General features: G+C 71.5%; 27 protein-coding genes and 1 pseudogene. 10 read left to right on the top strand and 18 right to left on the bottom strand.

The features are described 5' to 3' along the window. Window positions 1–169 precede the first annotated feature (169 nt). Both ACWC91_RS32525 and ACWC91_RS32520 read left to right on the top strand, forming a co-directional pair. Window positions 170–376, top strand: a complete 207-nt coding sequence (locus ACWC91_RS32525) for a hypothetical protein (protein WP_141367202.1) — start codon at window positions 170–172, stop codon at window positions 374–376. Between the two features lie 82 nt (window positions 377–458). Continuing rightward, window positions 459–602: a hypothetical protein gene (locus ACWC91_RS32520; RefSeq protein ID WP_172633272.1), complete on the top strand. Its 144-nt coding sequence runs from the start codon at window positions 459–461 to the stop codon at window positions 600–602. Window positions 603–680: 78 nt separating this feature from the next. Here the strand turns inward: ACWC91_RS32520 and ACWC91_RS32515 are convergent, their stop codons facing one another. Together ACWC91_RS32515 and ACWC91_RS32510 are read right to left on the bottom strand one after the other, a co-directional pair. Then, a complete protein-coding gene (locus tag ACWC91_RS32515; RefSeq protein ID WP_225077308.1) occupies window positions 681–836 on the bottom strand; it encodes a DUF6131 family protein in 156 nt (51 codons plus the stop codon). Between the two features lie 77 nt (window positions 837–913). Beyond that, window positions 914–1,537, bottom strand: coding sequence for an acetate uptake transporter (locus tag ACWC91_RS32510; protein ID WP_450644654.1), 624 nt, complete (start codon window positions 1,535–1,537; stop codon window positions 914–916). A 282-nt stretch (window positions 1,538–1,819) separates the two neighbouring features. Here ACWC91_RS32510 and ACWC91_RS32505 point away from each other — a divergent pair, with 282 nt between their 5' ends. The 4 genes from ACWC91_RS32505 to ACWC91_RS32490 all read left to right on the top strand — a co-directional run bounded on the left by ACWC91_RS32505 (window position 1,820) and on the right by ACWC91_RS32490 (window position 6,345). Beyond that, window positions 1,820–2,482, top strand: a complete 663-nt coding sequence (locus ACWC91_RS32505) for a zinc ribbon domain-containing protein (RefSeq protein ID WP_225077296.1) — start codon at window positions 1,820–1,822, stop codon at window positions 2,480–2,482. A gap of 201 nt (window positions 2,483–2,683) precedes the next feature. Then, window positions 2,684–3,664, top strand: coding sequence for an ion transporter (locus tag ACWC91_RS32500; RefSeq protein WP_225077295.1), 981 nt, complete (start codon window positions 2,684–2,686; stop codon window positions 3,662–3,664). Window positions 3,665–3,878: 214 nt separating this feature from the next. Further along, window positions 3,879–4,778 carry a serine hydrolase gene (locus ACWC91_RS32495; RefSeq protein ID WP_450644657.1) on the top strand — a complete coding sequence of 300 codons (900 nt, stop codon included), beginning with the start codon at window positions 3,879–3,881 and terminating at the stop codon, window positions 4,776–4,778. A 160-nt stretch (window positions 4,779–4,938) separates the two neighbouring features. Further along, the gene (locus ACWC91_RS32490) at window positions 4,939–6,345 is read left to right on the top strand and encodes an FtsW/RodA/SpoVE family cell cycle protein (RefSeq protein WP_450644659.1); all 1,407 of its coding nucleotides are present in this window, start codon (window positions 4,939–4,941) and stop codon (window positions 6,343–6,345) included. Window positions 6,346–6,502: 157 nt separating this feature from the next. Here the strand turns inward: ACWC91_RS32490 and ACWC91_RS32485 are convergent, their stop codons facing one another. Beyond that, complete coding sequence (locus tag ACWC91_RS32485) at window positions 6,503–6,721, bottom strand: hypothetical protein (protein ID WP_141367217.1); 219 nt, start codon at window positions 6,719–6,721, stop codon at window positions 6,503–6,505. Window positions 6,722–6,919: 198 nt separating this feature from the next. Between ACWC91_RS32485 and ACWC91_RS32480 the strand changes: the two genes are divergently transcribed. Together ACWC91_RS32480 and ACWC91_RS32475 are read left to right on the top strand one after the other, a co-directional pair. Next, window positions 6,920–7,456, top strand: a complete 537-nt coding sequence (locus tag ACWC91_RS32480; RefSeq protein WP_225077292.1) for a DUF2269 domain-containing protein — start codon at window positions 6,920–6,922, stop codon at window positions 7,454–7,456. Window positions 7,457–7,549: 93 nt separating this feature from the next. After that, window positions 7,550–7,945 carry a hypothetical protein gene (locus ACWC91_RS32475; protein WP_225077291.1) on the top strand — a complete coding sequence of 132 codons (396 nt, stop codon included), beginning with the start codon at window positions 7,550–7,552 and terminating at the stop codon, window positions 7,943–7,945. A gap of 86 nt (window positions 7,946–8,031) precedes the next feature. On the opposite strand, the gene ACWC91_RS32470 is transcribed toward ACWC91_RS32475, so the two are convergent. The 3 genes from ACWC91_RS32470 to ACWC91_RS32460 form a co-directional block, all read right to left on the bottom strand. Then, window positions 8,032–8,964, bottom strand: coding sequence for an SGNH/GDSL hydrolase family protein (locus ACWC91_RS32470; protein ID WP_225077290.1), 933 nt, complete (start codon window positions 8,962–8,964; stop codon window positions 8,032–8,034). Window positions 8,965–9,142: 178 nt separating this feature from the next. Next, the gene (locus tag ACWC91_RS32465) at window positions 9,143–11,023 is read right to left on the bottom strand and encodes a sensor histidine kinase (protein ID WP_450644895.1); all 1,881 of its coding nucleotides are present in this window, start codon (window positions 11,021–11,023) and stop codon (window positions 9,143–9,145) included. Further along, the gene (locus ACWC91_RS32460) at window positions 11,020–11,691 is read right to left on the bottom strand and encodes a response regulator (protein ID WP_225077288.1); all 672 of its coding nucleotides are present in this window, start codon (window positions 11,689–11,691) and stop codon (window positions 11,020–11,022) included. The genes ACWC91_RS32465 and ACWC91_RS32460 overlap by 4 nt, the downstream gene beginning before the upstream one ends. Window positions 11,692–11,867: 176 nt before the next feature. Here ACWC91_RS32460 and ACWC91_RS32455 point away from each other — a divergent pair, with 176 nt between their 5' ends. Next, complete coding sequence (locus ACWC91_RS32455; RefSeq protein ID WP_450644893.1) at window positions 11,868–12,275, top strand: hypothetical protein; 408 nt, start codon at window positions 11,868–11,870, stop codon at window positions 12,273–12,275. Window positions 12,276–12,492: 217 nt separating this feature from the next. On the opposite strand, the gene ACWC91_RS32450 is transcribed toward ACWC91_RS32455, so the two are convergent. The 12 genes and pseudogenes from ACWC91_RS32450 to ACWC91_RS32395 form a co-directional block, all read right to left on the bottom strand. Further along, window positions 12,493–13,272, bottom strand: coding sequence for an enoyl-CoA hydratase/isomerase family protein (locus ACWC91_RS32450; RefSeq protein WP_374113971.1), 780 nt, complete (start codon window positions 13,270–13,272; stop codon window positions 12,493–12,495). 5 nt (window positions 13,273–13,277) lie between these two features. Further along, window positions 13,278–14,525 carry a cytochrome P450 gene (locus tag ACWC91_RS32445; RefSeq protein ID WP_376499728.1) on the bottom strand — a complete coding sequence of 416 codons (1,248 nt, stop codon included), beginning with the start codon at window positions 14,523–14,525 and terminating at the stop codon, window positions 13,278–13,280. Between the two features lie 89 nt (window positions 14,526–14,614). Continuing rightward, window positions 14,615–15,973: a cytochrome P450 family protein gene (locus ACWC91_RS32440; RefSeq protein ID WP_281157151.1), complete on the bottom strand. Its 1,359-nt coding sequence runs from the start codon at window positions 15,971–15,973 to the stop codon at window positions 14,615–14,617. Window positions 15,974–15,986: 13 nt separating this feature from the next. After that, window positions 15,987–16,547 carry a GTP-binding protein gene (locus ACWC91_RS32435; RefSeq protein ID WP_225077283.1) on the bottom strand — a complete coding sequence of 187 codons (561 nt, stop codon included), beginning with the start codon at window positions 16,545–16,547 and terminating at the stop codon, window positions 15,987–15,989. A gap of 3 nt (window positions 16,548–16,550) precedes the next feature. After that, window positions 16,551–16,928 carry a DUF742 domain-containing protein gene (locus tag ACWC91_RS32430; protein WP_141367239.1) on the bottom strand — a complete coding sequence of 126 codons (378 nt, stop codon included), beginning with the start codon at window positions 16,926–16,928 and terminating at the stop codon, window positions 16,551–16,553. Further along, complete coding sequence (locus ACWC91_RS32425) at window positions 16,925–17,770, bottom strand: roadblock/LC7 domain-containing protein (protein WP_225077282.1); 846 nt, start codon at window positions 17,768–17,770, stop codon at window positions 16,925–16,927. The genes ACWC91_RS32430 and ACWC91_RS32425 overlap by 4 nt, the downstream gene beginning before the upstream one ends. Beyond that, complete coding sequence (locus ACWC91_RS32420; protein ID WP_225077281.1) at window positions 17,767–18,966, bottom strand: ATP-binding protein; 1,200 nt, start codon at window positions 18,964–18,966, stop codon at window positions 17,767–17,769. The genes ACWC91_RS32425 and ACWC91_RS32420 overlap by 4 nt, the downstream gene beginning before the upstream one ends. A 538-nt stretch (window positions 18,967–19,504) precedes the next feature. Then, window positions 19,505–19,609 (bottom strand): annotated as a pseudogene (locus tag ACWC91_RS32415) (NAD(P)-dependent oxidoreductase); the annotation flags it as partial. A gap of 458 nt (window positions 19,610–20,067) precedes the next feature. Beyond that, window positions 20,068–20,346: a hypothetical protein gene (locus ACWC91_RS32410; protein WP_225077280.1), complete on the bottom strand. Its 279-nt coding sequence runs from the start codon at window positions 20,344–20,346 to the stop codon at window positions 20,068–20,070. After that, window positions 20,343–20,708, bottom strand: coding sequence for a hypothetical protein (locus tag ACWC91_RS32405; RefSeq protein ID WP_281157149.1), 366 nt, complete (start codon window positions 20,706–20,708; stop codon window positions 20,343–20,345). The genes ACWC91_RS32410 and ACWC91_RS32405 overlap by 4 nt, the downstream gene beginning before the upstream one ends. A gap of 226 nt (window positions 20,709–20,934) precedes the next feature. Then, window positions 20,935–22,413 carry a glutamate-cysteine ligase family protein gene (locus tag ACWC91_RS32400; RefSeq protein ID WP_376499732.1) on the bottom strand — a complete coding sequence of 493 codons (1,479 nt, stop codon included), beginning with the start codon at window positions 22,411–22,413 and terminating at the stop codon, window positions 20,935–20,937. Between the two features lie 133 nt (window positions 22,414–22,546). Continuing rightward, window positions 22,547–23,911 (bottom strand): pyridoxal phosphate-dependent decarboxylase family protein, encoded by a 1,365-nt coding sequence (locus ACWC91_RS32395; RefSeq protein WP_450641436.1) that lies wholly within the window; start codon window positions 23,909–23,911, stop codon window positions 22,547–22,549. A gap of 163 nt (window positions 23,912–24,074) precedes the next feature. Here ACWC91_RS32395 and ACWC91_RS32390 point away from each other — a divergent pair, with 163 nt between their 5' ends. Continuing rightward, a complete protein-coding gene (locus tag ACWC91_RS32390) occupies window positions 24,075–24,563 on the top strand; it encodes a MarR family winged helix-turn-helix transcriptional regulator (RefSeq protein ID WP_225077276.1) in 489 nt (162 codons plus the stop codon). The last annotated feature ends 154 nt before the right edge of the window (window positions 24,564–24,717 follow it).

Here is a 24,717-nt window from a genome sequence, read left to right as displayed (position 1 = left end):
AGCTTCGACCCCTGCCTCCCCTGCGGCGTCCACATGTACCTCGGCAACGGCAAAACCCTCACCACCACCCACACCCCCACCTACGGAGCCGAACACGGCTGAACCGTTCGCGACCCGTGAGCCGGGCCGGCGACCGGGGGAGAGCATCGGGGGAGACGAGGAGCAGACCATGGGCACGATCAGAGTCGGCAGGCGTGACGTGAAGCCCGACACCCCCGGGCACGTCACCGGACTGCACCAGGGCAACTTCGGCCCGTACGAGCGGCAGACGGGGCACCACAGGGACGGCACCTCCGATGCCAGGCGGTCGACGGGCATCCACTGGAAGAAGCACGACGCGATCATGAAGGCCATGCCGAACATCTCGCCCGGATGACGGGTCGCGTCAGGGGCAGGACCGGGTCCGGACAGAGGGACGGAAGGACGGAAGGACGGAAGGACAGAAAGGGAGGAACGGGATGACAGCGAAACAGCTGCTGGCGGTGGAGGCCGCCCTGGTGGGCGGGCTGGTGCTCGCCGTGCTGGTCAAGGAGATGCCGGGGCTCCTGCGCGAGATCAGGATCTGGCGGATGTCCGGCCGCGGCTCCGGCCACGCCCGCTGAACACCTCGGCGGACACCGACCGGACACCGACCCGAGAGGCGGCCCGCGCGGGCCGCCTCTCCGGTTGTCGCGGGTCGGTCACCAGTAGTGACGGTGACCGGCGACCGCGTGGCCCATCGATCCGAGGAGCCACAGGACCGCGCCGATCACGGCGAGGATGATGCCGATGGTCCACAGGATCGAGATGCCGGTGACGAAGCCGACGACGAGAAGAATGACGCCGAGGATGAGCATGACCGCCTCCGTGGAGAAGTGCTTCACTCGTGCGGGTACCCCGATACCGCGGTGTAGTGCCCGTGGACCGGGACGGCTCAGCGGGGCCAGGTGGGCAGCAGGGTTCGCCGGTGCGTGGTGTTGATCACCGCGGCCGCCGAGGCGTACCAGGCGGCCAGTCCCGACGCGATGCCGAACCAGCCGCCGATCCGGGTGACGACGTGCGGTGCCGGGCCGCCCTGGAACTCGCCGATCGCCAGCAGGACGAAGGTGATGGCCAGCAGCACCAGCACCGCGAGGACGGCGAGACTGGTACGCAGCGCGGCCACCGCCATGTACGCGCTGAAGATGCCCCAGGCGAGCAGGAACAGCCCCAGCGCGTTGTGCGCGTCGCCGACGGCCGCCACCCGCGGCACCAGCCACCAGTACGTCAGCCAGAACGCGCCGAAGGAACCGAACATGGTCGCGCCGAAGGTGTTGCCGCGGCGGAACTCGAAGAGCCCCGCGACGAACTGCGCCAGGCCGCCGTAGAACAGGGCGAGCCCGAGCACCGGGAAGACCGCGCCGGGTTCCTTGAGCAGGTTGGTGTTGATGAGGGACAGCAGGATGGTGGTCATCGCCAACCCCGCCAGGCCCAGCGGGGCCGGATCCGCGTAGGCGACCGGCGTCGGGTCGGCCGGGCGGGCCTGTGCGCGGACGGAGTCGCTGGTGTCGTCAGTCATGACCGGAATCCCTTCGACCGGAGGCCGGCAGAACCAGCCAGAGCCCGACGAGCGCAGGCACAGGACGTCCACGGGGCCGAACCCGCGAGCAGCGCCGGCGCCGCCCGAGTCTTCAGCTGTATCTGTTCACCACACGCGTACCCCTTCGCTCCAGGACCAGTCGCCGGACAGCGGGTGCCGGGGCGCCCGCGCGCCTGGCAGAATTCCGGAAACCCGCACGACGAGGACGGGCGTCGCGTGGGCGGAACACCGTCACAAGGTCGGCCCTGGGGGGAACGCGCCATGAGTACCGAGATCTACTTCAACAACAATCACCGCGACCTGTGCCAGCAGCACGGAACCGGCGCCGGATTCCAGTTCGAGTTCTACTGCTCCCGCTGCTCGGACACCTGGCGCTCTCCGTTCGAGCCCTTCCGGGCGGGCCAGATGGCGGGCTGGCTGTCGCGGGGGGCGAACGCGGCCTGGTCGGTCATCGGCGGTGGCGCCGCCCGGGGTGTCTCCGACGCGGCCGACGGGCTGGCCGGAGCGAACTACGGAACCCAGCGGGACGCGGCGTTCACCCGTGCCATCGCCAACGCTCAGGGCCACTTCGACCGCTGCCCCCGCTGTACGGCCTACGTCTGCGGCCGCTGCTGGAACGCGGGCCTCGGACTCTGCCTCACCTGCTCCCCGGACACCGCGGCGGAGGCCCAGGCGGCCCAGCAGCGGGGCCTGAACGACATGGTGGCCCAGCGCGCCTACGACGCCGGGCAGCATCGCGGCCAGGACCACGACGTCACTACGCCGCGCCAGTTGGTCTGCCCGCAGTGCCGCGCCGAGACCAGGGGCGCGACCTTCTGCCCCGCCTGCGGACACCGCCTCGCCCAGACGGACAGCTGCTCCTCCTGTCACCAGGACCTGCCGGACGGCGCGGCCTTCTGCCCGTCCTGCGGCACCCGAAGGTGACCGCCGGGCCGCGGTCCCGGGACTGAGCGCACACGGTGACCGCGTACCGCACGCCCGACGTGCCGTACGCGGTCCGCGAACGTATCGCCGTCCACGGTGCCGCGGACGTCCGTGTTGGTGGATGATCATCACTCAACCAGCCCGTCCTTCCAGCCCGGTCGGCCGGGACTGCCACCGCGTGTGAAGGGGCTAGGGCAGCAGATGCCGGAGCAGCACGATCAGAACGCCGACATCGCATCGCGGTCCTTACGCGGAGAACTGGCACACCGCTGCCGGACCGTCACCGAGGCCCGCTGGTTCGCCCTCGGCGTCTTCGCGGTGATCCTCCTCAACGCCGCCCTGCTGGGCGTGGAGACGTACTCCGGCCTGGCGGCTCAGTGGCACCACTGGTTACGGCAGGCCGAACACGTCTGCCTGGCCGCCTTCACGGTGGAGATCCTCGTCCGCATGCTGGCCTACGCCGACCGCCCGCGGGAGTTCTGGAAGGACCCGTGGAACTCCTTCGACCTGGTCGTCGTCCTGTGCGCCTTCGTGCCCGTCGTACGGGAGAACGCCACGGTGCTGCGGCTGCTGCGGCTGGCGCGCGTGCTGCGCACCGCCCGCTTCCTGCCGCAGGTGCGCATCGTGCTGGTGGCGGTGGTCCGCAGTCTGCCCGGCACCATGAGCTTCCTCCTGGTCGGCGCCCTGCTGCTGTACGTGTACGCCATGGTCGGCTGGGTCTTCTTCGGCCGCCACGACCCCGAGCACTACGGCTCCATAGGCCGCGCCGTGCTGACCCTCTTCCTGCTGATGACCCTGGACGGCATCGGCGACGCGGTCCACAGCGGCCTGGAGGTGTCGCGCTGGAGCCTGGTCTACTACGCCTCCTACGTCCTGCTGGCCTCCTTCGTCCTGGTCAACGTCCTCATCGGCGTGGTCATCACGTCCCTGGAGGAGGCCCGGGAGATGGAGAGGGACGAGCCCGCCGGAACGGCGGACGCCGGTAACCCCCCGGACGTCCAGCACCACCTCGCCGCCCGGATCGCGGCGGCCCGAAGGGCCCTCGACGAACTCGAACGAGACCTCGGGCAGGCGGCGCCGCCACGCGCCAGGCAGGCGGCACTCGTGGTCCCGACGGTCGTGGCGCGCCCGGCGTCCGGCCCGGCCCGGGCCCGGCGCAGGACGTCCCGGCGGCGCCGGTGAGACGGCCGCGCGGCTTGCTGTGACCGGTCCGTGACGGGGGCTGGGGGACGGGGGCGGGTGTCGGGGGTGGGCCTTCTCACAATTCGGGTCGAAATGGGTTCGCAGTGACGGCGGCCACTTCGCCTGGCGCACATTTTGTCTACCTTCGCCAGCAGTTTCCCCCGTTTGCCGACCCATTGCGGAGGCCTGCCCGACCATGTCCCATCCGCGTTCCATGCCGCATTCGAAGACCTCGGCGACCACGGCGACCACGGCAAGGCGCCGGGGCAGCCGCGCCGGCGCCTGCGCCGGTGCCCTCCTGGTCTCGGTGGCGACCCTGTTCTCCCTCGGCGCGCTGCACGCGGCACCCGCGGTCGCCGCGCCCGCTCCGGCGGAGCAGGCCCACGCGGCGGCGGCCGCCCCGGCGGCGCCGCAGCCGCAGAGCAAGGCGCGGGTGACGGCGGCGGTGCTCGGCCTCGACGGCGCGAGCCGGAAGCCGCTGCTCTATGGCGAGGACGCCCCGTACGACACCGCCAGCATCATCAAGGTCGACATTCTCGCGGCGCTGCTGCTTCAGGCCCAGGACGCGGGCCGGCATCTCACCGCCCACGAACGTTCCCTGGCCGAGCCGATGATCCGCAAGAGCGACAACACGGCGGCGAACGCCCTGTGGCGCGAGATCGGCATGGCGCCGGGTCTCGAGGCGGCCAACAAGCGGCTGGGGCTGACCTCGACCAAGGGCGGTCCCGGCGCCAAGTGGGGGCTGACGCGGACGACGGCCTCCGACCAGGTCCGCCTGTTGCTGTCGGTGTTCGACAGCGCCGGGGCGTCGAAGACGGGCTCCCCGCTGAACAAGGAGTCCCGGACCTACATCCGGACGCTGATGAGCCGGGTCGTGAGCGACCAGGCGTGGGGCGTCTCGGTGGCCTCCGGTGCCCAGTACGAGCTGAAGAACGGCTGGCTCCAGCGCACCACCTCCGGGCTCTGGGACGTCAACAGCGTCGGCCGGATCACGGTGCACGGACACCGCTACCTCGTCGCCGTGCTGTCCGACGGCAGCGCGTCGATGAGCGACGGCGTCTCCCTGGTGGAGCGGGCGGCCCGGCAGGCCGTGGCCGCGGCCGCCGGGACCTGACGGTCACCGGCACCCGGGACCGCGCGGGTCCCGGGGCCGCCCACCCGGGCGCCTGTGTCCCTCGACGTTTAGTTGCATCATTGCGCAACCGTATAGTCGTGCCGGGTGTCACCGGACCCGCAGACGGGAGGTCCGGCGGAACGCGACGGGGGAAACTGTCATGGGCAGTCGGGTCGGAGCAGCGAGTCGGGGCGGCGATCCGGTCAGCCGCAATCTGGAACTGACGCTGCTGCTGGGAGCCGTGCTCATCTGCGGATTCGGCCACGCCGGAAGCTCCCTCGCCCTCACGGGCAGCCTGCCGCCCGATCTGGTGGTCCATGTCGCCGTTCTGGCCCTGCCCCCGCTGCTCTGCCATCTGGCGGTACGGCGGTTCGCCCCCCACGCCGACCCGCTGATCCTTCCCCTGGCCACCCTGCTCACCGGCCTGGGCATCGTCCTGATCCACCGCCTCGACACCGCCTACCAGGCCCGGTACGGCTCGCCCGCGGCGGTCGGCGGGCAGATCATGTGGGTCGCCCTCGCGGTACTCGGATTCATCGCGGTCGTGGTCGCGCTCAGGGACCACCGCCGGCTCCAGCGCTATCCCTACCTGGCCGTCACCGTGGGCCTGGTCCTGCTGATGGCCCCGGCCTTCTATCCCGGCGACGTCTACGGCGCCAAGCGGTGGATCTTCCTCGGGCCGCTGTCCTTCCAGCCCGGCGAGTTCGTGAAGATCGTGATCGTGCTCTTCTTCGCCGGGTACCTGACGCTCCGCAAGGACGCCCTGGCCCTGGCCGGACGACGCTTCATGGGCATGTACCTGCCGCGAGGGCGGCAGCTCGGCCCGATCGCGGCCGTATGGGTCGTCAGCCTGCTCGTCCTGGTCCTCGAACGGGACCTCGGCACCTCGCTCATCTTCTTCGGCGCCTTCGTGATCATGCTGTACATCGCGACCGAGCGGACCAGCTGGGTGGCGTTCGGCGTCGGCATGTTCGCCGTCGGAGCCTTCGTCGTGGGCTCCTTCGAACCGCACGTCCACGGCCGAGTGGTCGCCTGGCTGCACCCCATGGACATCTACCTCCCCCCGGAGCAGCGGCCGGCCGGTCTGATCTCCGACCAGGCGGCCCAGGCGCTGTTCGGCTTCGGCTCCGGCGGCATGCTCGGTTCCGGCCTCGGCCAGGGCCACCCCGAACTCATCGGCTTCGCCGGGCGCAGCGACTTCATCCTCACCACGGTCGGCGAGGAACTCGGCCTGGCCGGAGTGATGGCCGTGATCCTGCTGTACGCGCTGCTCGCCGAACGCGGCCTGCGCACGGCGGTCACCGTGACCGACCCCTTCGGCAAGCTGCTGGCCGCCGGTCTGGCGACCACGCTGGTGCTCCAGGTGTTCGTCGTCGTCGGCGGTGTCACCGGGCTCATCCCGCTCACCGGAAAGGCCCTGCCGTTCCTGGCCCAGGGCGGCTCCGCGATGGTCGCCAACTGGCTGCTCGTCGCCCTTCTGCTCAAGGTCAGCGACACCGCCCGCCGCCCCGCGCCCGTCCCGGCGGCGGGCCTGGACGCCGCCGAGACCCAACTGGTCGGCCGGTGACCCGGGCCCGATGACAGCCGCGGGCTGAGCGGCGCACCGTACGACGGGGGGAGTACGGCGTCGGTGGCCGCGTACTCCCGCGGCACGGACCCGGAGTGCGTACGGGCGTGCCCTGGCGGCCGGAGACGGAGCCCGGCCGCCGGGTCCGAGCCCTCGTTCAGTGTTCGAGGAGCTTCCTGGCCACGCGTGCCGCCGCTTCGCACTCGGCCGCGGGCGGCGACAGCTCGCTCAGGGTGTCGAGGTCGGTGTCCTGCTGGAGCTCCGTCTCCCAGGCGGCGGCGAGGCTCTCCTGTTCCTCGCGTGACAGGCCCTGGACGTGCTCCCGGTGGTGCGGGTCGAGGGCGGCCAGGAATCGCTCGACGGTATCGATGGGCATGTCGCTCTCCTTGATCAGGGGGTGCCGGCCCGGTGGGGTCGCTGTCCCCAGCGTGAGCGGCGGGCGAGCCGCGCGGCCGGCGCCGTGGCCCACGCGCACCCGGACGGAGGAGGCCCGGCCGCGTACGCCGAGGCCGGTACATCGGGTTACTCCCCTCGTCGGACGCCGGCCGCGCCACCGTCCGGCACCGTGTGGCGGGTGAGAACAAGCCGCCCCGCACGCCGTGCCTTCCTCGTGGTCCATGTGGTCGCCTCCGCCGCTTGGCTCGGCCTCTCCCTCGGACTGCTCGCCCTCGGGACCGCCGCTGTCACCACGCAGTCCGCGGTGACCGTGGAGACCTCGGTCCGCGCGATGAAACTCTTCGCCGACTGGCTCCTGCTTCCCGTCGCCTTCCTCACTCTGTTCAGCGGTCTGGTGCTGTCCCTGGGTACCCCGTGGGGGCTGGCACGGCACCGGTGGGTCTACACGAAGTTCTGGCTGACCCTGGCCACGACCGCCGCCACGATCCTCGTGCTGCGCCCCGGGCTGGACTCGGCGGTCCGGGACGTCGCCGCGGGCCAGCCGCTGCCCAGCTCCCGCGGAGTCCTGATGGGCCCGATCGTCTCCCTGACCGCATACGTCTTCATGACGGTGATCTCCGTGCTGAAACCCTGGGGCCCGACCCGCCGCGGCCGACGGCACCGCGCGTCCCAGCGCGCGGCCCAGACCGCCCGCCGCCTGACCGAACCGGTCTGACGCGGTTGCGGACCGGGCTCGGCGAGATCACGTCTGCGCACCTGGCGCACCGGGTCGTTGACCGCCGAGCCGGGGCCCGCCACGATGCCCGCCATGCCCCACATGCCGACCGCCGTCAGGGCCGTCCGCGTCATACTCTTCCTCGTGGCTCCGGTCAGCGGCACCCTGGCCCTGCGGTTCGCGGTGGCCGGTGCCACGGTCAGGAGCGGTGCCTTCGGCGAGCTGATCATGGGCCTGCTGTTCCTCGAAGCCCTTCCCCTCGCCGTGCTGGCCGTGCTGTCGCTCGTCGTCGCGCTGAAGACCGCGAAGGGCGGCAACGGCGTCCGCGCCGGCGCGGTCGTCGCCGGCTGGCTGATGACCGGCGCCGCGGTCGTCGGCGCTCTGGCGCACCACACGGCGTGGGGCGCCGGGGCCGTGCTGGGCGCCGTCCTGCTGTTCCTGGCCACGGGGCCCGACACGAGGGACTGGTTCGACACTCCGCGCCTGTGACGTTCCGCGCGGGCCCGGCGACCGCGCCGGCGGCGGCACGCGGCGGGCACCCGGCCGGGGCCCGCCGCACGCCCGCCGGCCGGGGCTCAGCCTCGCCCGTGCCGCTTGTCCAGCACTTCCAGCACCGCGCGTGCCATGGCCTCCTCGCCCTTGGCGTTGGGGTGGGCCGGGGCCGCTGGCGAGGCCGGCTGCAAGGGCTCGATCCAGCGGTCCGCCGGGGCCTTGCACATGTCGTGGCCGACCGTGGGCCGGTAGGTGTCGACGTACTCCGCGTGGTTCCACGCGGCCACCAGGCGGAGCATCGTGTTCAGCCGCTTCTCGGTGTCCCGCAGATAGGGGAAGTCCTGGGAGGCGAACGGCACCGCGGGGAAGCAGCCGCTGCCGTCGTCGGGCAGCAGGTCCGGGTAGCCGACGACGAGCACCCGGGCGTGCGGCGCCCGGGCGTGCACGGCCCGCAGCACGCGGTCCACCTTCGGCGCCGTGCGCGCGATGTCGAGCGTCAGCCGGTCGATGCCGGACGAGGCGTAGTGACGCCGGCAGGGGTCCCCGGTCGGCTGCTGGGAGCCGAGTTGGGCGCAGGTGGCGATGATGGAGCCGAACCCGACGTCGTTGCCGCCGATCTGGACCGTCACCAGGTCCGTGTCCTTGCGCAGGGCGTTGAGCTGGGCGCCGTTGGATCCCTGAGGCTTCCACATCTCCTCGGTCGTCGCCCCGGCGCAGCTCACGTCCTCGAAGGAGGCGGCCTTCCGCTCGGCCGCGACGAGCGACGGGTAATTGCTGTCCGAACGGCCGCAGTCGGCATCGACCTGCCGTGGGATTCCGGGACCGGAGGTGTACGAGTCCCCGAGCGACACGTAGTGCGCGGCGCGGCCGGACCCCGCGCCGGACCCGGCACCGTGCGCCGAGGCGGGCGCCGTGGAAGCGGCGACGAGGGCGCATCCGCCGAGCGCCGCCCCCACCGCGGCCGGCCACCGCCGGCGTCTCGCCACCGCCGCACCCGAACGTTCCTGACGAGCCATCAGTTCTCCCCCCTGGACCGGGACATCGCACATCGCCGGCACCGGGGCGCCGCCGTCGCACGTTCGACTGGGCTTGTATACCGTTCGGTAAGTCCCCGGGGCCAGAGGTGTGAAGCGGCGACGGTGTTCTCGCTGCGGCGGCCGGGGACGACGGGTGTGCCGTGCGCGGCGCACGGCGTCACTCCGGGATGGCCAGCGGCAGTTCGGCGGTGATCGTGGCACCCTCGGGCGTGGTGTGGACGGTCAGGGTGCCGCCGATCTGCTCGACGCGCTCGTGCATGGACTGGATGCCGACGCCGGGTGTCCACGGCTCGGTGCAGCGGCCGGAGTCGGCGACCGTCACCCGCAGGTGGGTGCCGGCGCGCAGTTCCAGGGTGAGCGTGGCGACGGTGACGGCGGCGTGCCGGGCGATGTTGGTGACGGCTTCCACCGCCACCCGGTAGGCGGCGACCTCGACGGCCGCGGGCAGCTGCGGCAACTGCTCCGGGGCGTCGACCGTCACCGTGAGGGGGCGGCCGTCGGCGACCCGCAGCGGGTCGGTGCGCTGGCGGATGGCCTCGACGAGGCCGAGTTCGTCGAGGGCGCGCGGGCGCAGCCCGTAGACGATCCGGCGGATCTCGGTGATCGTGTCGCCCACGTCGGCGCGCAGCGCGCGCAGCGTGCCGACCGCGTGCTCGCGGTCGGTGGCGATGAGGTTGACGACCGCGTCCGCCGTGTAGGCGATGCCGGTCAGGGCGGGGCCCAGCCCGTCGTGCAGATCGCGGCGCATGCGCCGCCTCTCCTCCTCCAGCGCGGTCACCGTACGGCCCCTGGACAGGCGCAGTTGCTCGCTGAGCCGGGCCGCGTGCAGGGCCTGCGCGAGCGGCGCCGCGACCAGGTCGACCACCGCGGCGGCCGCGCGGGGCAGCCGCAGATGTCCCGGCGGCAGACCGACCACGAGATCGCCCACCTTCTCACCGTCCGCGCGCAGGGCGGTGACCTGGACGTGGTCCGCGTCGACGGTGCCCGCGGTGGCGACCACGGTGTCCTCCTGGCGAAGCTCGATGCCGGGCACACCGAGCGTGGTGCGCAGGGTGTGCAGCCACAGCGGAGGCGGGGCGCCGGCGGTCAGGTCCGTGCCGAGCCGGGTGAGCGTCTCCACCGGGTCGGCCGAGCGGCCGAACAGCATCTCGTCCATCACCGCCTCGACATGACGCCGGACCGGCTGGTACCCGGCGGCGATCCCGGCCGCCAGCAGGGGCGGTACGCCCTTGCCCGGCCGGGCGCCCACCGCCAGTTCCCACACGGCGGCGACACCCTCGTACACCGCGGCACTCAGCGCGAGCATGACGATGAGGACGGCGGCGCCGCGCATCACCACCCGTACGTCCACCGCGCGCGGCGCGACCAGCGCCACCGTGATGGAGCCCGGCAGCAGCAGGGACACCGCGCCGACCGCCACCACGCCGGCCGGGAAGCCCGGCGTGAGGGAGTTGTCCACCGCGAACAGCAGCATCCCGGCCAGCGTCGTCGCGGCGGCACCCAGCACCAGCCACAGCACGCGGCGCCGGTCGTCGCCGGAGGTGAGCTCGAACAGCACCCAGGTGCCGGCGCACATCGCGGTCCCGGAGGCCACCCCGGCCGCGATCAGCGCCGGCTCGCCGCCCGTCACGGACGCGGCCGCGCAGCCCGCCCCGCAGACGGCGACCGAAGCCTCCGCCCAGCGCAGCGCCCGCGACACCGGCCGCACCTCGACGACGCGGAGGGCGGCCAGCGGCAGGGTGACCGTCGAGGCCAGCACCACCGGTACGACGGCGAGTTCCGGGACACCGGCCGCGGCCAGGAGCGGTGCGCTCAGCAGCGCCGCCGCGGACAGGCCGAGCAGCCGGGAGGCGGCCGAGGCCCCGCGCCGGGCGGTGACCAGGGCGTAAGACGCCGTCAGGCCGAGGCCGACGATGACGGCCCACAGGACCCACCGCCTGGAGGCGGACGGCGGTGTCCACCACTGGGACGCGACCGACGCACCGGCGACCGGCGCGAGGGCCGCACACCGCAGAGCGGTCCGCAGGCGCTCGGTCATGAGGCGGGGCCTGACGCGTCGTCGCCCAGTCCCCGCTCGCGGGCGAGCAGGATGGCCTCGGTCCGGCCGCTCACCCCCAGTTTGGCGAAGATGGCGGACAGGTGGTTCGCGACGGTCTTGACGGCCAGTTCCAGCTCGGCCGCGACACGGACGTTGCCGTGGCCGCGTGCCACCCGGTCGAGGATCTCGCGTTCCCGGGCGGTCAGTTCGGGGAAGGGGTCGGCCGGCCGCGGCGGTCCGACCTGGCCGAGCAGACGGGCCGCCACACCCGGCGCGATGACGAACTGACCGGTCGCCACGGACCGGATGGTGGTCAGGATCTCCTCCTGCTGGGCCCCCTTGAGGAGATAGCCGCGGGCCCCGGCACGCAGCGCCGACAGCACCGTCTCGTCGTCCTCGTACATGGTGACGACGAGCACCGCGACGTCCGGCAGCAGCGCGGTCAGCCGCCGGGTGGCCTCCACCCCGTCCATCGCCGGCATCCGGATGTCCATCACCACCACGTCGGGACGGCTCAACTGCGCCTCGCGCAGCGCCTCCTCGCCCGTGGCAGCCTCCGCCACCACGTCCACCCCGGCCAGCGAGGTCAGCAGCGCGCTCATCCCGCGCCGCACCACGGGATGGTCGTCGGCGATGAGCACCCGGATGGGACGGGCCGCGGAGGTCATGTCCCGATGATGGCGGAGACCGGTTCCCGGCGGGGAGGCTCTTGTCCCGGGACGTACGGGAAAACCTCCCTGCCGCCGGGGACGCTCCACCGATGCGGTCCGGACCGGAGCTGCCGCATGCTCACCGCACGGGGTCGCCGCACCGGCGTCCCCGACTCCCGGACACAGGAGCCCAGATGAGCCAGACCAGCCGCACGGAAACCGTCCCCGGCCTCACCCGCAAGAACAAGGTGGGCCTCGTCCTCGCGGGCCTCCTGGGCCTGCTCGACATGACCAACTTCTTCACGCTCCCGGATCCCGACGCGGACACCCAGGGCCCGCCGACGGCCGTCGCCATCGCCGACGGCGTGCTCGGTGTGATCACGGTGCTCGCGGTCGTCTACACCTGGCGCACGCTGAACCGGACAGGCTCCCGTGTCGTGGCGGCCTCCCGGATCCTGTCGGTGGTCTCGGCCCTCCCGGCGTTCTTCGTCAGCGGCGTCCCGGCCGCGTTGGTCGCCCTGGTCGCCGTGTTCACGATCCTCAGCGTCGTCGTCATCGCCCTCGTCCTGACCCGCCCGGCCCCGGAGGCCGGAACCGCCTGACCGGCTCCGGTAGCACGCCGTGCCGCTCGGGCACCAGGGGACGCATCCGCCACCGCAGGGGAGCGGCGGATGCGTCCCCGTGCGTCGTTCCCGCCGGCCTGCCCTCGTCCCGTCCGGCCTACCCGCGTCCCGGTCGTCCTGCCGTCGTCAGGACGCCGAAAACGCCGTACGCGCCCGACGCCAGGGGGGCGTCGGGCGCGTACGGACGGCAGTGCGGTCAGCGCTGGGCCACGGCCCGGCCCTGGTTGAGCTGTGCGGTGAGGAGATGGGCGTCGAGCAGCGCGACGTCGGCGGTGCGGTCGGCCCGCGCGTAGCCGGCCAGCATGCGCTTGGTGAGGGTGAGGGCTTCCGGTGCGCGCCGGACGAGGGGCCTGATCCAGGCGTCGACGGCCGCGTCCAGCTCCTCCACGGGCGCGACCTTGTGCAGAAGACCGAGCCGGTGGGCGGTCGCCGCGTCGAACGGTTCGCAGGTGAGCATGAGTTCGCGGATCCTGGCGGATCCGCCCTCGGCGACCAGGCGGCCCATGGCGCCTCCCCAGGCGGGGGGCAGACCGAGGGCGATCTCCGGCATGCGGAACCGGCAGGTGTCCGCCCCCGCGCGCAGGTCGCAGAAGGAGGCGAGCGCCAGGCCGGCGCCCACGACCCTGCCGTGGAGTCTGGCGATGGTCACCGCGTGCGAGTTCTCCAGGGCGTCGCACACGCGGTAGGCCTTGTCCACGATGCGGCGCATGGCGCCGCCGGTGGGGTCTTCCGCCAGTGCCGCCTGGAACTCGTCGCGGTCGGCGCCGAGGCAGAAGTCGTCGCCCTCCGCCGACAGCAGCAGCACCCGGATGTCGGGCCGTTCATGGAGGCTGTTGAGCAGGGAGACGAGGTCGTCGAGAGCCGCGACCGTCAGCGAGCTGTCCTGCGCCGACGGGTTGAGCCGGACCCGGAGGACAGGTCCGTCCTGCTCGACGTGTATCGCCTTGTAGGGAAAGGTGTCGAAGGCATTGGTCATTTCGATCATATGAGAGCGACATCCAGATTCAGCGGGCGCCGGAAGGCCACGCGCGGCGCCCACGTCGGGCGGCGTACGAGGGTGAGCCGCGGGAAGCGCCTGACCAGGTGGTGCAGGAGGGTCTGGGCCTCCAGCCGGGCCAGGGGCGCGCCGAGGCAGTAGTGAATGCCGCCGCTGAAGGCCAGGTGCGCCGGTTTGCGGTGCAGGTTGAACAGCTCGGGGTCCTCGTGCTTGGCGGGGTCGCGGTTGGCCGCTCCCACCATGAGGTGGACCATCTCGTCCTTGCGCACCTCGACACCGCCCACCTCGGTGTCCCTGGAGGAGACGCGGCTGATCACATGGGTGGGCGGGTCGTAGCGCAACGACTCCTCCACGGCGGCCGGCGCGAGGTCGGGGTGGATGGTGAGCCGGTTCCACTGCCGGGGGTGTTCTAGGAGCAGCAGGGTCATGGTCGACAACAGGGTGGACGTCGTCTCCAGGGCCGCCAGCAGCACGAACAGCGCCAGGAAGTAGACGGCCTCGTCCGCCTTGTCCTGGTCGCTCTCCATGGCGTCCCAGAGGGTGATCCAGCGCGATACGGGGTCGTCGCCCGGGTGGGCTCGCCGCTCGCGCACCAGGTCCAGGAAGTAGGCGCGCAGCTCGGCCGTGGCCGCGTCGGACAGCGCCAGTTGACTGGCCGAGGGCAGCAACTCCTGGGTGAAGACCTGGTCGTGTGTCAGCTCGCGCAGCCGGGGGAAGTCGGCGCTCGGCAGGCCCAGCCAGTGCCCGATGGTGGCGACCGGCAGTTCCTCGCTGACCAGGGCGTTGAAATCGGCCTCCCCGTCGCGCAGTCGAACGGAGAGGGAGTCCATGAGCCGACCCGTGATACGGCCGACCGTGCCACGCATCTCCTCCATGGAGGTGCGGTCGAACATGCCGGCCGACCGGCGCACCCAGGTGTGTTCGGGGGGATTGAGGGCGGGCAGCGTCCTGCTCATCTCACGAGAGGAGGGGGCGGTCCACCGGGTGCCGTCCCCCTGCTGTTCTCGCCAGCGGGCGTCGGGCTCCAGCCACTCACGGTTGCGCAGGATCTGATCGCACAGATCGAAGCGAGTGACGAGATGACCTCCCCAGGGCGCTGCGATGACTCCGCCCCTCGACCGAAGCTCCGCGTAGATCGGAAAGGGGTTGGCCTGGCCCTTCGCTGTCCGTAGACGAGAGAAGAGCGAGACCGCAAATCGTCTGTCGGGGGGCGGAGTTACCGCTGTCTCCACGACGGCTCCTTTCTAGGTATCAGCCGCCATGCATACCCCAACGGTGGCTTAAACATACGAGATGACTATGCGCGTTGGGGTTGCCTTCGTCACTCCCCTCGGGTCCATGCCAGGAAGCGGCTGAACATGCCCGCCTTGGGCTTGGCCGCGGACGTCGTCGCAGGCCTGGGCGCCGCGGCGGCGGCCATCGGGGCGGCGGGGGCGGCCGCCTGCTGCGTCTGCGCGGGCACCGGCGCCACGACCCGTGGCGTGAACCGGACCGGGAGCGTCACCAGCGAACGGCTCCACGGGGCCGGAACCCAGCTCAAGTCCTTGAACGGCACACGGACTTCGACGTCGGGCAGCCGGTTGAGGAGGGACTCGACGGCGGTGACGGCGATCATGAACGCGGGGTCCTTGGCCGGACAGGCGTGCGGGCCGGCCCCGAAGGCCAGATGCGCCTTCGCGCTGAGCTGCTCACGGTGCTCGGCCAGCCGGGGATCGGTGTTGGCCGCCGCGAAGGAGATGAGGACCGGGTCGTTGGCCTTGAGCGTTCTACCGCCCAAGTCCACGTCGTGGGTCGGATAGTGGGCCGCGTAGTTGGCGATCGGCGCGTAGTTCCACAGGACCTGCGTGACGGCGTCCTCGATCGGCAGGCCGGCCTGCCACCCCTCGTCGAGGATCAGCGCGCTGCTCGTGCCGATGGCCGCCGCCAGGGGAGCGGTGCCTCCGGAGAGCAGCGTCACCAGCTGGTGCAGCACCTCCTCGTCGGTGAGCCCCGCCGCGTGCTCCATCAGACGGGTGGTCAGGTCCTGTCCGGGGCGGCGCCGCTTGAGGGCGATCAGCTCTCCGAGCGCCTCGCCCAGTACCTGGTCGGCGTTGGGGGTGCCGTCGAAGATGCCGCTGATGCCGACGATGACGCGGTCGCCGATCTCCGGCGGGCACCCGAACAGGTCGCTGAAGACCAGCAGCGGCAGCGGCTGGGCGTAGTCGGCCATCAACTCGGCCTGGCCCAGGCGGTCGGTGCTGAACCGGCTGATCAGGTAGTCGGCGGACTGCTGGGTCTGCCGCACCAGTTGGAGCTCGTTGACGCTGGCCAGACTGTCCGTGACCGCCTGGCGCAGCCGGGCGTGCGCCGCGCCGTCACTGAACAGCGCGTTGGGCCGGTACCCCATCATCGGCAGCGCCGGGCTGTCCTCGGGGACACGTCCCTGGTTCAGCGCGTTCCACCGCCGGGAGTCCCGGACGAACGAGGCGGGGTTCTGGAGGATGTACAGAGCGGCGTCGTAGCTGGTGACCAGCTCGACCTGGACGTCCGGGGCGACGTCGACCGGCGCGCTCGGGCCGAGGGTGCGCAGGTACTCGTAGTGGCTGTCGGGATCGGAGCCGAACTGAGGGCCGTAGACCGGGACATTGGCGTGGGCGGGGCAGCCGGGAGGTGGCCCCTGTATGCCGGGACGCTGCTGCATGGGTGGGTGGCTCCTAAGAAATGAGGGACAGGAGGTGGTGCACGAGGGTGATGAGAGCCTGCGCCGCCGAGTTCTGGTCCCGTACGTCACAGGCGACGACGGGGGTCTCCGCGGACAGGTTCAGGGCCTCGCGCACCTCCATGAGCGGGTAGTCGGTGGTGCCTTCGAAGCGGTTGACGCCGATGGCGTAGGTCAGGCCGAAGCGCTCGACCAGGTCGAGGACCGGGAAGGACTCGGAGAGCCGCTCGGGGTCGACCAGCACCAGGGCGCCGAGCGCGCCCCGGGACAGCTCTTCCCACATCTCCTTGAACCGTTCCTGACCGGGCGTTCCGAAGAGGTAGAGCACCACCTCGTCGCTGATGGTCAGGCGGCCGAAGTCCATGGCGACCGTCGTGGTCGTCTTGTCCGGAGTTCCCGACAGGTCGTCAAATCCGACACTCGCTTCGGTGATCTCCTCTTCGGTCCGCAAAGGCTCGATCTCGGAGATACTTCCGATGCACGTGGTCTTCCCGACTCCGAAGTGGCCCACCACAAGGATCTTGACCGCGGTGGACACCGCTGAATCCAGGTACACGTATCACGCTCCGAATCGGGCTTTGAGGCCATCGAGTACCGCGCTGAGGATTTCTCGATCGACACGTTCGGCGCGGGGGACGGGCTTCCTCGTGATGACGAGGCCGCCCTCTTCCAACTCCGCCAGAAGAATCCGGACGATCCCCAGCGGCAGGTGCGTATGGCCGGCCACTTCGGCGACGGACAGAAAGCCGTCCGTGACCATCTCCAGAACCTGGCCGGCCTCCGGGGAAAGCATGAGGCCGGCGGCGGATGCACCGTCCTCCGCGGACACCAGGGTCGTGCGCTCGTAGGCGTGGTCCGGGGGCAGGGAACGCCCGTTCGTGACCACGAACAGTGGCACTAATGCCGAGGTCAGCTCGAGATCGGGCTCATCGTTCACTTGCTGTTCACCGCCCCTTGTGGTGACAGATGCGCGCTCAGCCGGGGCACCACCTGGTGCAGCCGGGTCGTGAACTCCTCGATGTCGGCGTCGTGGTCGGCCGCCGCGGCCAGGAAGGCGCGCTGACCGGCCGAGATCAGGAAGATCCAGCCGTGCTGGAACTCGATGACCGTCTGCCGCCACCTGGCGTGTTCGTGCACACCGGCGAACTGCGAGGTGGCGCGGCTGTAGGCGTGGATGCCCGTCATCGCCGCCGAGATCGTGTCCGCCAGGTCCTGGCTCATTCCCGTGGTGGCACCGCGGGGCAGACCGTCGGCGCCCAGCAGCACCGCGTGGCGGGCGCCCCGCACCTCGGCGACCGCCTCGTCGAGGTCGGCGATCGGGACGCCGGTTCCCCGCATGCCGCCCAACTGGCCCCCGGTGCGGTCGGAACGCTCGGCCGCGGCCTCCGCGTTGACCCTGGGGGGCGAGGTGAGGTTGTTGCCGAGCCGGGCGACGAGCCTATGCATGCGGAAGGAGATCTGCTGCATGTCGACGTCGGGCGCCGCGGCCGCGGCGAGGTAGGCACCCTGCCCCGCCCCGATCAGGAAGATCCAGCCATGGGAGAACTCGATGATCGTCTGGTTCCACTGCCTGTCCTCGCCGGGACCGGCGAAGTGGGAGGTCGCCCGGCTCAGCGCCTGCATCCCCGCCATGGCGGCGGATATGGTCCGCACGTCCTTCTCCGACATGCCGTCGGTCGCACCGCGGGGGAGACCGTCTGCGGACAGCAGAACAGCGTGCCGCGCCTTCGGCACGTTGCTCACGATGTCCTCGAGCATCCACGACAGGTCGTTGGTCATGCGTTATCGGACCCTTCGAACGGAGCCGCGGAGAGGTTCCGGCCCGAGAGCGTGCCGCGCTGGAAGGCTCCCAGGCTTCGGCCGGCGCGGCCGGCCTCGTCCGGCGGTGCGACGGACTGTCCCGAGTCGTCGCTGTCGGGAGCGGCGTCGGGAACACTGGCGATGGGCACCTGGCGCGACCCCCGCTTGGGCAGACCGTGCGCGGTGCGCGGACCGGACTCGGACCGGCCCGTCGCGCTGCGGATCGGGCTGACCTGGGGCACCTGGGTGGGTTCGGTCGGCGTGGTCTCCTCCTCGGTCCACAGCTCCTCCGGCAGCAGGACGACCGCCCGGACGCCGCCGTAGCGGGAGATGCCGGTGACGTCCACCCGGAACCCGTACTGCTGGGCGAGCAGGCCGATGACGGGGAAGCCGAACTTCGGCTGGTTGCCCAGCTGGGACAGCCGGGGGCGGAACTCGCCGGACAGCAGGGTGGACGCCTTCTGCCGGTCCTCGTCGTTCATGCCGACACCGGCGTCGTCGATGACGATGCACAGGTTCTTCTGCACCCGCTGGAAGGTCACCTCGATCGGCGAACCCTGCTGGGAGAAACTGGCGGCGTTGTCGAGGAGTTCCGCGACGGCGAGAGCGACCGGGGAAACGGCCGACGCCTTCAACGCGAAACCGGTCTGCTGCATGATTTCGACGCGGCGGAAGTTGCGAATCTGTCCCTGCGCACTGCGCACCACGTCATAAACACTGGCGGGCTTACTGCGGCGACCCAGCGGCGCACCGCACATCACCGCAATACCCTGAGCCTTCCGCGCCATTTGCGCATTGGCATGGTTCACTTCCAGCAGATCCGCCAGTACGGCGTGGCCGCCGTACTTCCGCTGAATTTCCTCAAGGAGTGCCAACTGCTCGGCCGCAAGGCTCTGCAGAAAGCGTGCCGAACCCTTGAGAACGGCCTTGGTGCTCTCCTCGGCCCCCTCTTCGGCTTCTTGGATGGTCTGGTCGTGCTCGGCCTTGTGACGCTGCAATTCATGCCACACCGTGGCAAGTTGCCCCTCGGCCTCGCTCAACTTCTGTGTGTAGGCAGCCTCGGCCTGGCTCTTTTTCGTCGTGATGGCACTATTTCGACGATAGAGCACCAGGGTCGCGGCGACGGCGAGCACCACCGCGGCAACCAGGCACCATACAAGTGCGTCTCGAATCATGGAAACCTTTCCTGGCGTTTAGCCTGCAGCCGTCGGTGGGTGGCGCCTCGTGGGAGTCCGCGGCACAACCGCTCGGAGCGACCCGACCGCTGTTGCGTTGAGAACAGGCCGACCTCAATGCAGTGCCCGAGCCGAGTGGACCAAGGTCACAGACGCGGGGATGCTATCACTGACTTAGGGCACCCTCCGCAACTCCGCGAGAGCAAGTGCCAGGCCCCGTTCGCCACTTGGCCGCGTCCTGATATGCGGGGTGTTGCCTTCCCGCAGCCGGGGCGTTAACCGTTATGTGTTCGCTACATAAGGCGGATTGCGGGATATCTACGATTTATACGGTCAAGTCCCCACGCCGAGCATGGATCTGACGAACCGTCGCGGGTTCGGCGCACCACACGCTCACAACCCCGCACCGTTTTTTTCACAGACGAGGCTGCCCACGCCCACACGTCATTACGCAGGGACGCCTCTCGGGTGTTCAACGGTTCCCGTCGTGCGACACGGTCAGCGGGTCGAAGGCGATCCGGGTGCGCGCGCCGCCGGCGGCGAGGCGCGGGGTCAGGAGCGCGTGCTGGCAGTCCCACAACGGGTGGTCGGCGGGCAGGACTTCGTGATCGGTGACGTCGAGGACGGCGCGGATGCGGCCGGCGCTGTCCGGGGGCCGGTAGCCGGGGCCCGGTCCGTCGCCGGTCACCCGGCGGCCCCCGCGGCCGGGGCGCCGCGCCAGGGGCGCTTGTGTTGTGGGAGACCGAGGGCGGGCGCGGGCAGGGCGAGTTGAGATTCCATGATCACCACCGGGTAGGATGCGGACGGAAACGGGCGGAGCTGTTCCACGTCTACCGGACGAGGCTCGCCGGATACAGGCGCTCCTCGGACAGCGTGACGACCGAGGCGCGGGATCCGCCCCCGGTCCACGGTGATTCACGTGTCGCGGCGGACGCCATCCGGCTCGCGTACAGGGCGCCGGGCGTCATCCGCCCGTATCTGTCCGGGCCGTTGCGTGTTGTTTGGCCGCGTTGCTGCTCATCAGGGCGGTCCTGTCGTGGTGTTCGGGGGCGGGTCGGCGTCAGTCGCTCCGACTGCCCGCGCGGGCACCGGCGTTGAGGGTCACCTGTGGCTGTCGCACGGGCGTCGCGACGGGTATCCGGCCGCGATCCAGCGGCGCACCACGGCCCGCGGCAGGTGCCCGTCGGCCGCGATGACGTCCTCGGGTATGCCGGAGGACCAGGCGGCCAGCGTCGCCCTGTGCAGTGCGGCGGCGCGCACGGCGAGGCCGGCCCGGTACGCGGCCGCGGAGCCGCGGGCGAGCTGAGGGGCGTCCTCGGCCAGTTGCCGGGCCGCCCGGCGGACGGCGCGGCGGGCGCGCAGCACGTCGAGATCGCTCATGCCGCCACCGCCTTCCGCTCCGTGCCGAGGGGCCCGTCGTCCGGATCCCGGCGCAGGTCCCGGACACCGGACTCCAGGGCCGTCCGTGCGACGAGCCGCTTCAGTCCGCACGCCGGGTCCCCGGCCGGCCGGACGGTGGCCCGCAGGGCCGTGGGCCCACCGCTGTCACGCCGCACCCGCGGCCCGGTCGCGGACACCCCGCGGCCGGTGCCACGAGCACCGCCCCCCTCATACGGGATGACGCCGCCGAGGAAGCCGATGCCGGAGACGGCGCGGGAGGCGATCCGGGTGGGGCCGCCGGAGTCGCGGTCGGCGCCGGTCGCCGGCCGGCGACCGGCATCGAACGTGGTCGGGTTCGCCATGGAACCTCCCCTCGCCCCGTGGGAGCGGGGCAGGAAGAGGGCACGGCAGCCGCCGGCGGCGCGGGGCCGCGGCTACCGGATGCCCGAGGAGCTGGGGGACACGGGAACGCGGGGCCGGGGACGGCCCGGACTACTACTGGAGTCCATGTCTCTCACCTCCTCGGTGCCGACGGCGGACCTCCACCATACTTGCACGGCAACGCAATTACATACCCGGACGGCCCCGTCAGTCGACCGGCCACGTATGGCCTGGGGCGTTGAGGTGCATGTAGTCGACGTACTGCTGCGTCATACGCCGCAGCGCCTCGTGCCGGCCGCAGTGGGTGGTGGAGTCGATGTGGTGGAACATCTCCTTCTGCCAGATCGCACCGTTGCGGCCGGTGACGCATCGCTGCTCGATGATGCCGAGCAGCGGCTCGCGCCAGGCGTCGTCCATGCCGGACTGCTCCAGCCCCCGGTGGGCCAGCGGCAGCAGCCGCCGCAGCACGAGTTCGGGCACCGGCACCTCACCCATCCCGGGCCAGTACAGCCGTGCCTCCATGCCGTGCCGCGCCGCCGTGTGCAGGTTCTCCTCGGCGGCCGAGAAGGACATGCGCGACCACACCGGCCGGTCCTCCTCCACCAGGGCGCGGGTGAGCCCGTAGTAGAAGGCGCCGTTGGCGAGCGTGTCGGCGACGGTCGGGCCGGCGGGCAGCACCCGGTTCTCCACCCGCACGTGCGGCTTGTCGCGGTCGATGGCGTAGACGGGGCGGTTCCAGCGGTAGATGGTGCCGTTGTGCAGGGTGAGCTCGGCCAGCTCCGGGATGTCGCCGCGGTCCAGTGTCTCCGCGGGGTCCTGCTCGTCGCACAGCGGCAGCAGCGCCGGGAAGTAGCGCAGGTTCTCCTCGAAGAGGTCGAAGACGCTGTTGATCCACCGCTCGCCGAACCACACCCGGGGCCGTACCCCCTGCACCTTGATCTCCTCCGGGCGGGTGTCGGTGGCCTGCTCGAACAGCGGGATACGGGTCTCGTGCCACAGCTCCTTGCCGAACAGGAACGGAGAATTGGCCGCCAGCGCGACCTGGACCCCGGCGATCGCCTGCGCCGCGTTCCAGTAGCCGGCGAACTCCTCCGGGGAGACCTGAAGGTGGAACTGGGTACTGGTGCACGCGGCCTCGGGAGTGATCGTGTCGGCGTAGGTCCGCAGCCGGTCCACGCCGTCCACCTCGATGTGCAGGTCCTCGCCCCGGGCCGCGAAGACCTGGTCGTTGAGCAGCCGGTAGCGCGGGTTCTCCGACAGCGCCGCCTCGCCGACGTCCTCCTGCCGCAGGGTGGGCAGGATGCCGATCATGATCAGATGCGCGCCCACCGAACCGGCACGCTCCTCCGCGTGGTTCAGCGCGGCGCGGATCTCGGACTCCCAGGCGTCCGGGCCACCCTCGGTCAGCCGGCGGGGCGGGATGTTGATCTCGAGGTTGAACCGGCCCAGCTCCGTCGCCCAGGCGGGGTCCGCGATCGCCTCCAGCACGTCGCTGTTGCGCATCGCGGGCTCCGCCCCGTCGTCGCCCAGGTTCAGCTCGATCTCCAGCCCCACCTGGGGCCGCTCGGACTCGAACCGTGACTCGCGCAGCATCTGCGCGAACGCGTCGAGGCACTGCTGCATCTTGATCCGGTACCGGCGGCGGTCCTCGCGGGTGAAGACCAGCGCCGGGACGTCACGTCCCATCGGCCCTCCCGGAACCCCCTCGTCGGACACCTCACCTCCCCAGCGTCGCACCACCCGGCGACCCTGACCAGGCGAGGGCGGGAGGGCCCGCGCTCCGCACCGGGCACGGGCCCGTCGCGGCCGCTCCGGGCGGTCACCGCGACCGGGCGAGCCGCTCCACCCGGGCGTGGACGTGATCCACGTGGTGCTCGGACTCCGGCTTCATCAGGACGCTGCGCAGGACACGGGCGCCGTCGGCGTCCGCCGTGACCTTCGGGTGGCGGGCCGTGAACGCCTCGCGGCCGGCCCTCAGCGTGCTCAGGAACACGGGATCGGGGCCGTTCATGCCGTCGTCGAGGATGCGCGCGGAGGCGGCGTCGACGGCGCTCAGCGTGGCGGGCTCCACCGCCGGGAAGTAGGTGACGATGTCCAACTCGGGCCGCTGGTACAGCTCCAGGATCTCGGAGTCGTCGATCAGGTCCGCCCAGCTCAGTGCGGCCCGGCGGCCGGCCGCGAGGACGCCGCCCAGGCCGTCGGGCGTGGGCGGGAGCAGCCGGAACGTGAGCCACAGGGCGGCCGCCGAGGCGCCGGCGCGCGAGCACTCCAGGCTGATCTCGCCGAGGTGCAGTTCGGCGGAGGTGAAGTAGGTGTACGGGGAGTCGTGCAGGTAGAAGCGTCCCACCTCCGGGTCGCGGAAGAGGACGGCACCGCAGCCGTAGGGCTGAAGTCCGTGCTTGTGCGGGTCGACGACGACCGAGTCGCACCCGGCGATCGCCCGCCACGGCTCGGGCGGCAGCCCCGCGTCACCGCCGGCGCCTGCGAGCAGGGTGAAGAAGCCGCCGTACGCGGCGTCCACGTGGACGCGGACGCCGTGGCGCCGCGCGAGGGGTACGGCGTCGTGGATCGGGTCGACGGCCCCGAGCCCGGTGGTGCCCGCGGTGACGACCACCGTGCCCACCCGGCCGGTCCGCAGCAGGTCCTCCAGCGCGCCGAGGTCCATACGGCCCCGGTCGTCAGTGGGGACGGGGTGGCTCTCCACGCCCAGGACGCGGCACATGCGGCCGTGGGTGTAGTGGGCGTCCTCGCTGTAGGCGACGCCCCGCCCGGGGTGGAGTTCCCGGGCGACGTAGAGGGCTTCGAGGTTGGCGATCGTGCCGCTGGTGGTGAGATGGCCGAGGTGGGTGTCGTAGCCGAACATCGCGGCGAGTTGCGCGACGGCCTCCCGTTCCATGCGGGCGGTGGCCGGACCGCCGTCCAGGGCGTGGTTGTTGGGGTTGATCAGCATGGCGGTGAGGTAGCCGGCCACGGCCGCGGGGTGCGGCGGCTTGAGCATCTGGCCCACGTAGGACGGGTGGAAGAAGGGGTAGTTGTCCTTCAGCCGGCCGGTGAACTCCTCGAAGGCGGCGGCGAACCGGTCGTCGTCGACCTGGAGCGACGGGTGAGGCTGGTAGGGGGCGAAGGTGTCGGCCCACTCCTGTATCGCCTGGGTGGCTCGGCCGAGCCAGTGCTGCAGGTCCACTGCTCTCCCTCTCTCCGGCTCTCGTGCGGACCCGGCCACCATAGAACTTCGTTGACTGCTCAGCAATTGATTGCTCAGTAATTGAGGTGTCGGTAGGTGATTCGGCAGTAAACTGGGCGGGACAGGACCGTGCTGGGCCGAAGTGGGAGAGGACGTCAGGCAGGTGAATGACACGACCCGGCAGGACGACGAGGCCGCCCGTGCCGCGAACAGCCCGCTCGTGCACGACTTCGGCCTGCTGATCAAGGCCGCCACCCGCCTGGAGCAGCGGATCGACACCGCTCTGCGTCATGAGTGCGGGATCGGCCACACGATGTTCGAGGTCCTCATACGGCTCTGCCGGCAGCCGGACGAGGAGGTCTCGCAGCGTGTGCTCGCCACCGACCTCACCCTCACCAGCAGCGGCATCACCCGCCTGGTGGACCGCATGGAGGAGGCCGGCCTGGTCCGGCGCGTGCCGTCCCCCGAGGACCGCAGAAGCGTCCTGGTGGAGCCGACCGAGCAGGGCCGTGCCGTCTTCCTCCGGGCCGCGGCCGTGCACGCGGACGTCGTCGAGCGCTACTTCGTCACACCGGTGGCGGGCGACGACTACGCCCGGCTGACCGGCTTGCTGCGGGAGATCCATCAGGCACTGCGCGAGGGCGCCGACTGAGAGGCCCAGCCCCGGATCCATCGGTATCGGTGCCGGTCCTGCCGCGTCGCCGTAGGATCTTCCGGCCTTCCGGCCTTCCGGCCTTCCGGCCTTCCGGCCTTCCGGCCTTCCGGCCTTCCGGCCTTCCGGCCTTCCGGCCTTCCGGCCTTCCGGC

It is taken from the genome of Streptomyces sp. NPDC001204 (assembly GCF_053598035.1).
The sequence above is the reverse complement of the archived record's forward strand: the minus strand, read 5'-3'. Positions and strand labels throughout refer to the sequence as shown.

Coding starts and splice junctions, on each gene's coding strand:
- ACWC91_RS32515 (WP_225077308.1), bottom strand. CDS start 836: ATGCTCATCCTCGGCGTCATTCTTCTCGTCGTCGGCTTCGTCACCGGC.
- ACWC91_RS32410 (WP_225077280.1), bottom strand. CDS start 20,346: ATGAGCGATCTCGACGTGCTGCGCGCCCGCCGCGCCGTCCGCCGGGCG.
- ACWC91_RS32465 (WP_450644895.1), bottom strand. CDS start 11,023: ATGACCGAGCGCCTGCGGACCGCTCTGCGGTGTGCGGCCCTCGCGCCG.
- ACWC91_RS32420 (WP_225077281.1), bottom strand. CDS start 18,966: ATGATTCGAGACGCACTTGTATGGTGCCTGGTTGCCGCGGTGGTGCTC.
- ACWC91_RS32470 (WP_225077290.1), bottom strand. CDS start 8,964: ATGGCTCGTCAGGAACGTTCGGGTGCGGCGGTGGCGAGACGCCGGCGG.
- ACWC91_RS32455 (WP_450644893.1), top strand. CDS start 11,868: ATGAGCCAGACCAGCCGCACGGAAACCGTCCCCGGCCTCACCCGCAAG.
- ACWC91_RS32475 (WP_225077291.1), top strand. CDS start 7,550: ATGCCCCACATGCCGACCGCCGTCAGGGCCGTCCGCGTCATACTCTTC.
- ACWC91_RS32490 (WP_450644659.1), top strand. CDS start 4,939: ATGGGCAGTCGGGTCGGAGCAGCGAGTCGGGGCGGCGATCCGGTCAGC.
- ACWC91_RS32485 (WP_141367217.1), bottom strand. CDS start 6,721: ATGCCCATCGATACCGTCGAGCGATTCCTGGCCGCCCTCGACCCGCAC.
- ACWC91_RS32525 (WP_141367202.1), top strand. CDS start 170: ATGGGCACGATCAGAGTCGGCAGGCGTGACGTGAAGCCCGACACCCCC.
- ACWC91_RS32460 (WP_225077288.1), bottom strand. CDS start 11,691: ATGACCTCCGCGGCCCGTCCCATCCGGGTGCTCATCGCCGACGACCAT.
- ACWC91_RS32400 (WP_376499732.1), bottom strand. CDS start 22,413: ATGGGACGTGACGTCCCGGCGCTGGTCTTCACCCGCGAGGACCGCCGC.
- ACWC91_RS32510 (WP_450644654.1), bottom strand. CDS start 1,537: ATGACTGACGACACCAGCGACTCCGTCCGCGCACAGGCCCGCCCGGCC.
- ACWC91_RS32505 (WP_225077296.1), top strand. CDS start 1,820: ATGAGTACCGAGATCTACTTCAACAACAATCACCGCGACCTGTGCCAG.
- ACWC91_RS32450 (WP_374113971.1), bottom strand. CDS start 13,272: ATGACCAATGCCTTCGACACCTTTCCCTACAAGGCGATACACGTCGAG.
- ACWC91_RS32500 (WP_225077295.1), top strand. CDS start 2,684: ATGCCGGAGCAGCACGATCAGAACGCCGACATCGCATCGCGGTCCTTA.
- ACWC91_RS32405 (WP_281157149.1), bottom strand. CDS start 20,708: ATGGCGAACCCGACCACGTTCGATGCCGGTCGCCGGCCGGCGACCGGC.
- ACWC91_RS32425 (WP_225077282.1), bottom strand. CDS start 17,770: ATGACCAACGACCTGTCGTGGATGCTCGAGGACATCGTGAGCAACGTG.
- ACWC91_RS32440 (WP_281157151.1), bottom strand. CDS start 15,973: ATGCAGCAGCGTCCCGGCATACAGGGGCCACCTCCCGGCTGCCCCGCC.
- ACWC91_RS32520 (WP_172633272.1), top strand. CDS start 459: ATGACAGCGAAACAGCTGCTGGCGGTGGAGGCCGCCCTGGTGGGCGGG.
- ACWC91_RS32495 (WP_450644657.1), top strand. CDS start 3,879: ATGCCGCATTCGAAGACCTCGGCGACCACGGCGACCACGGCAAGGCGC.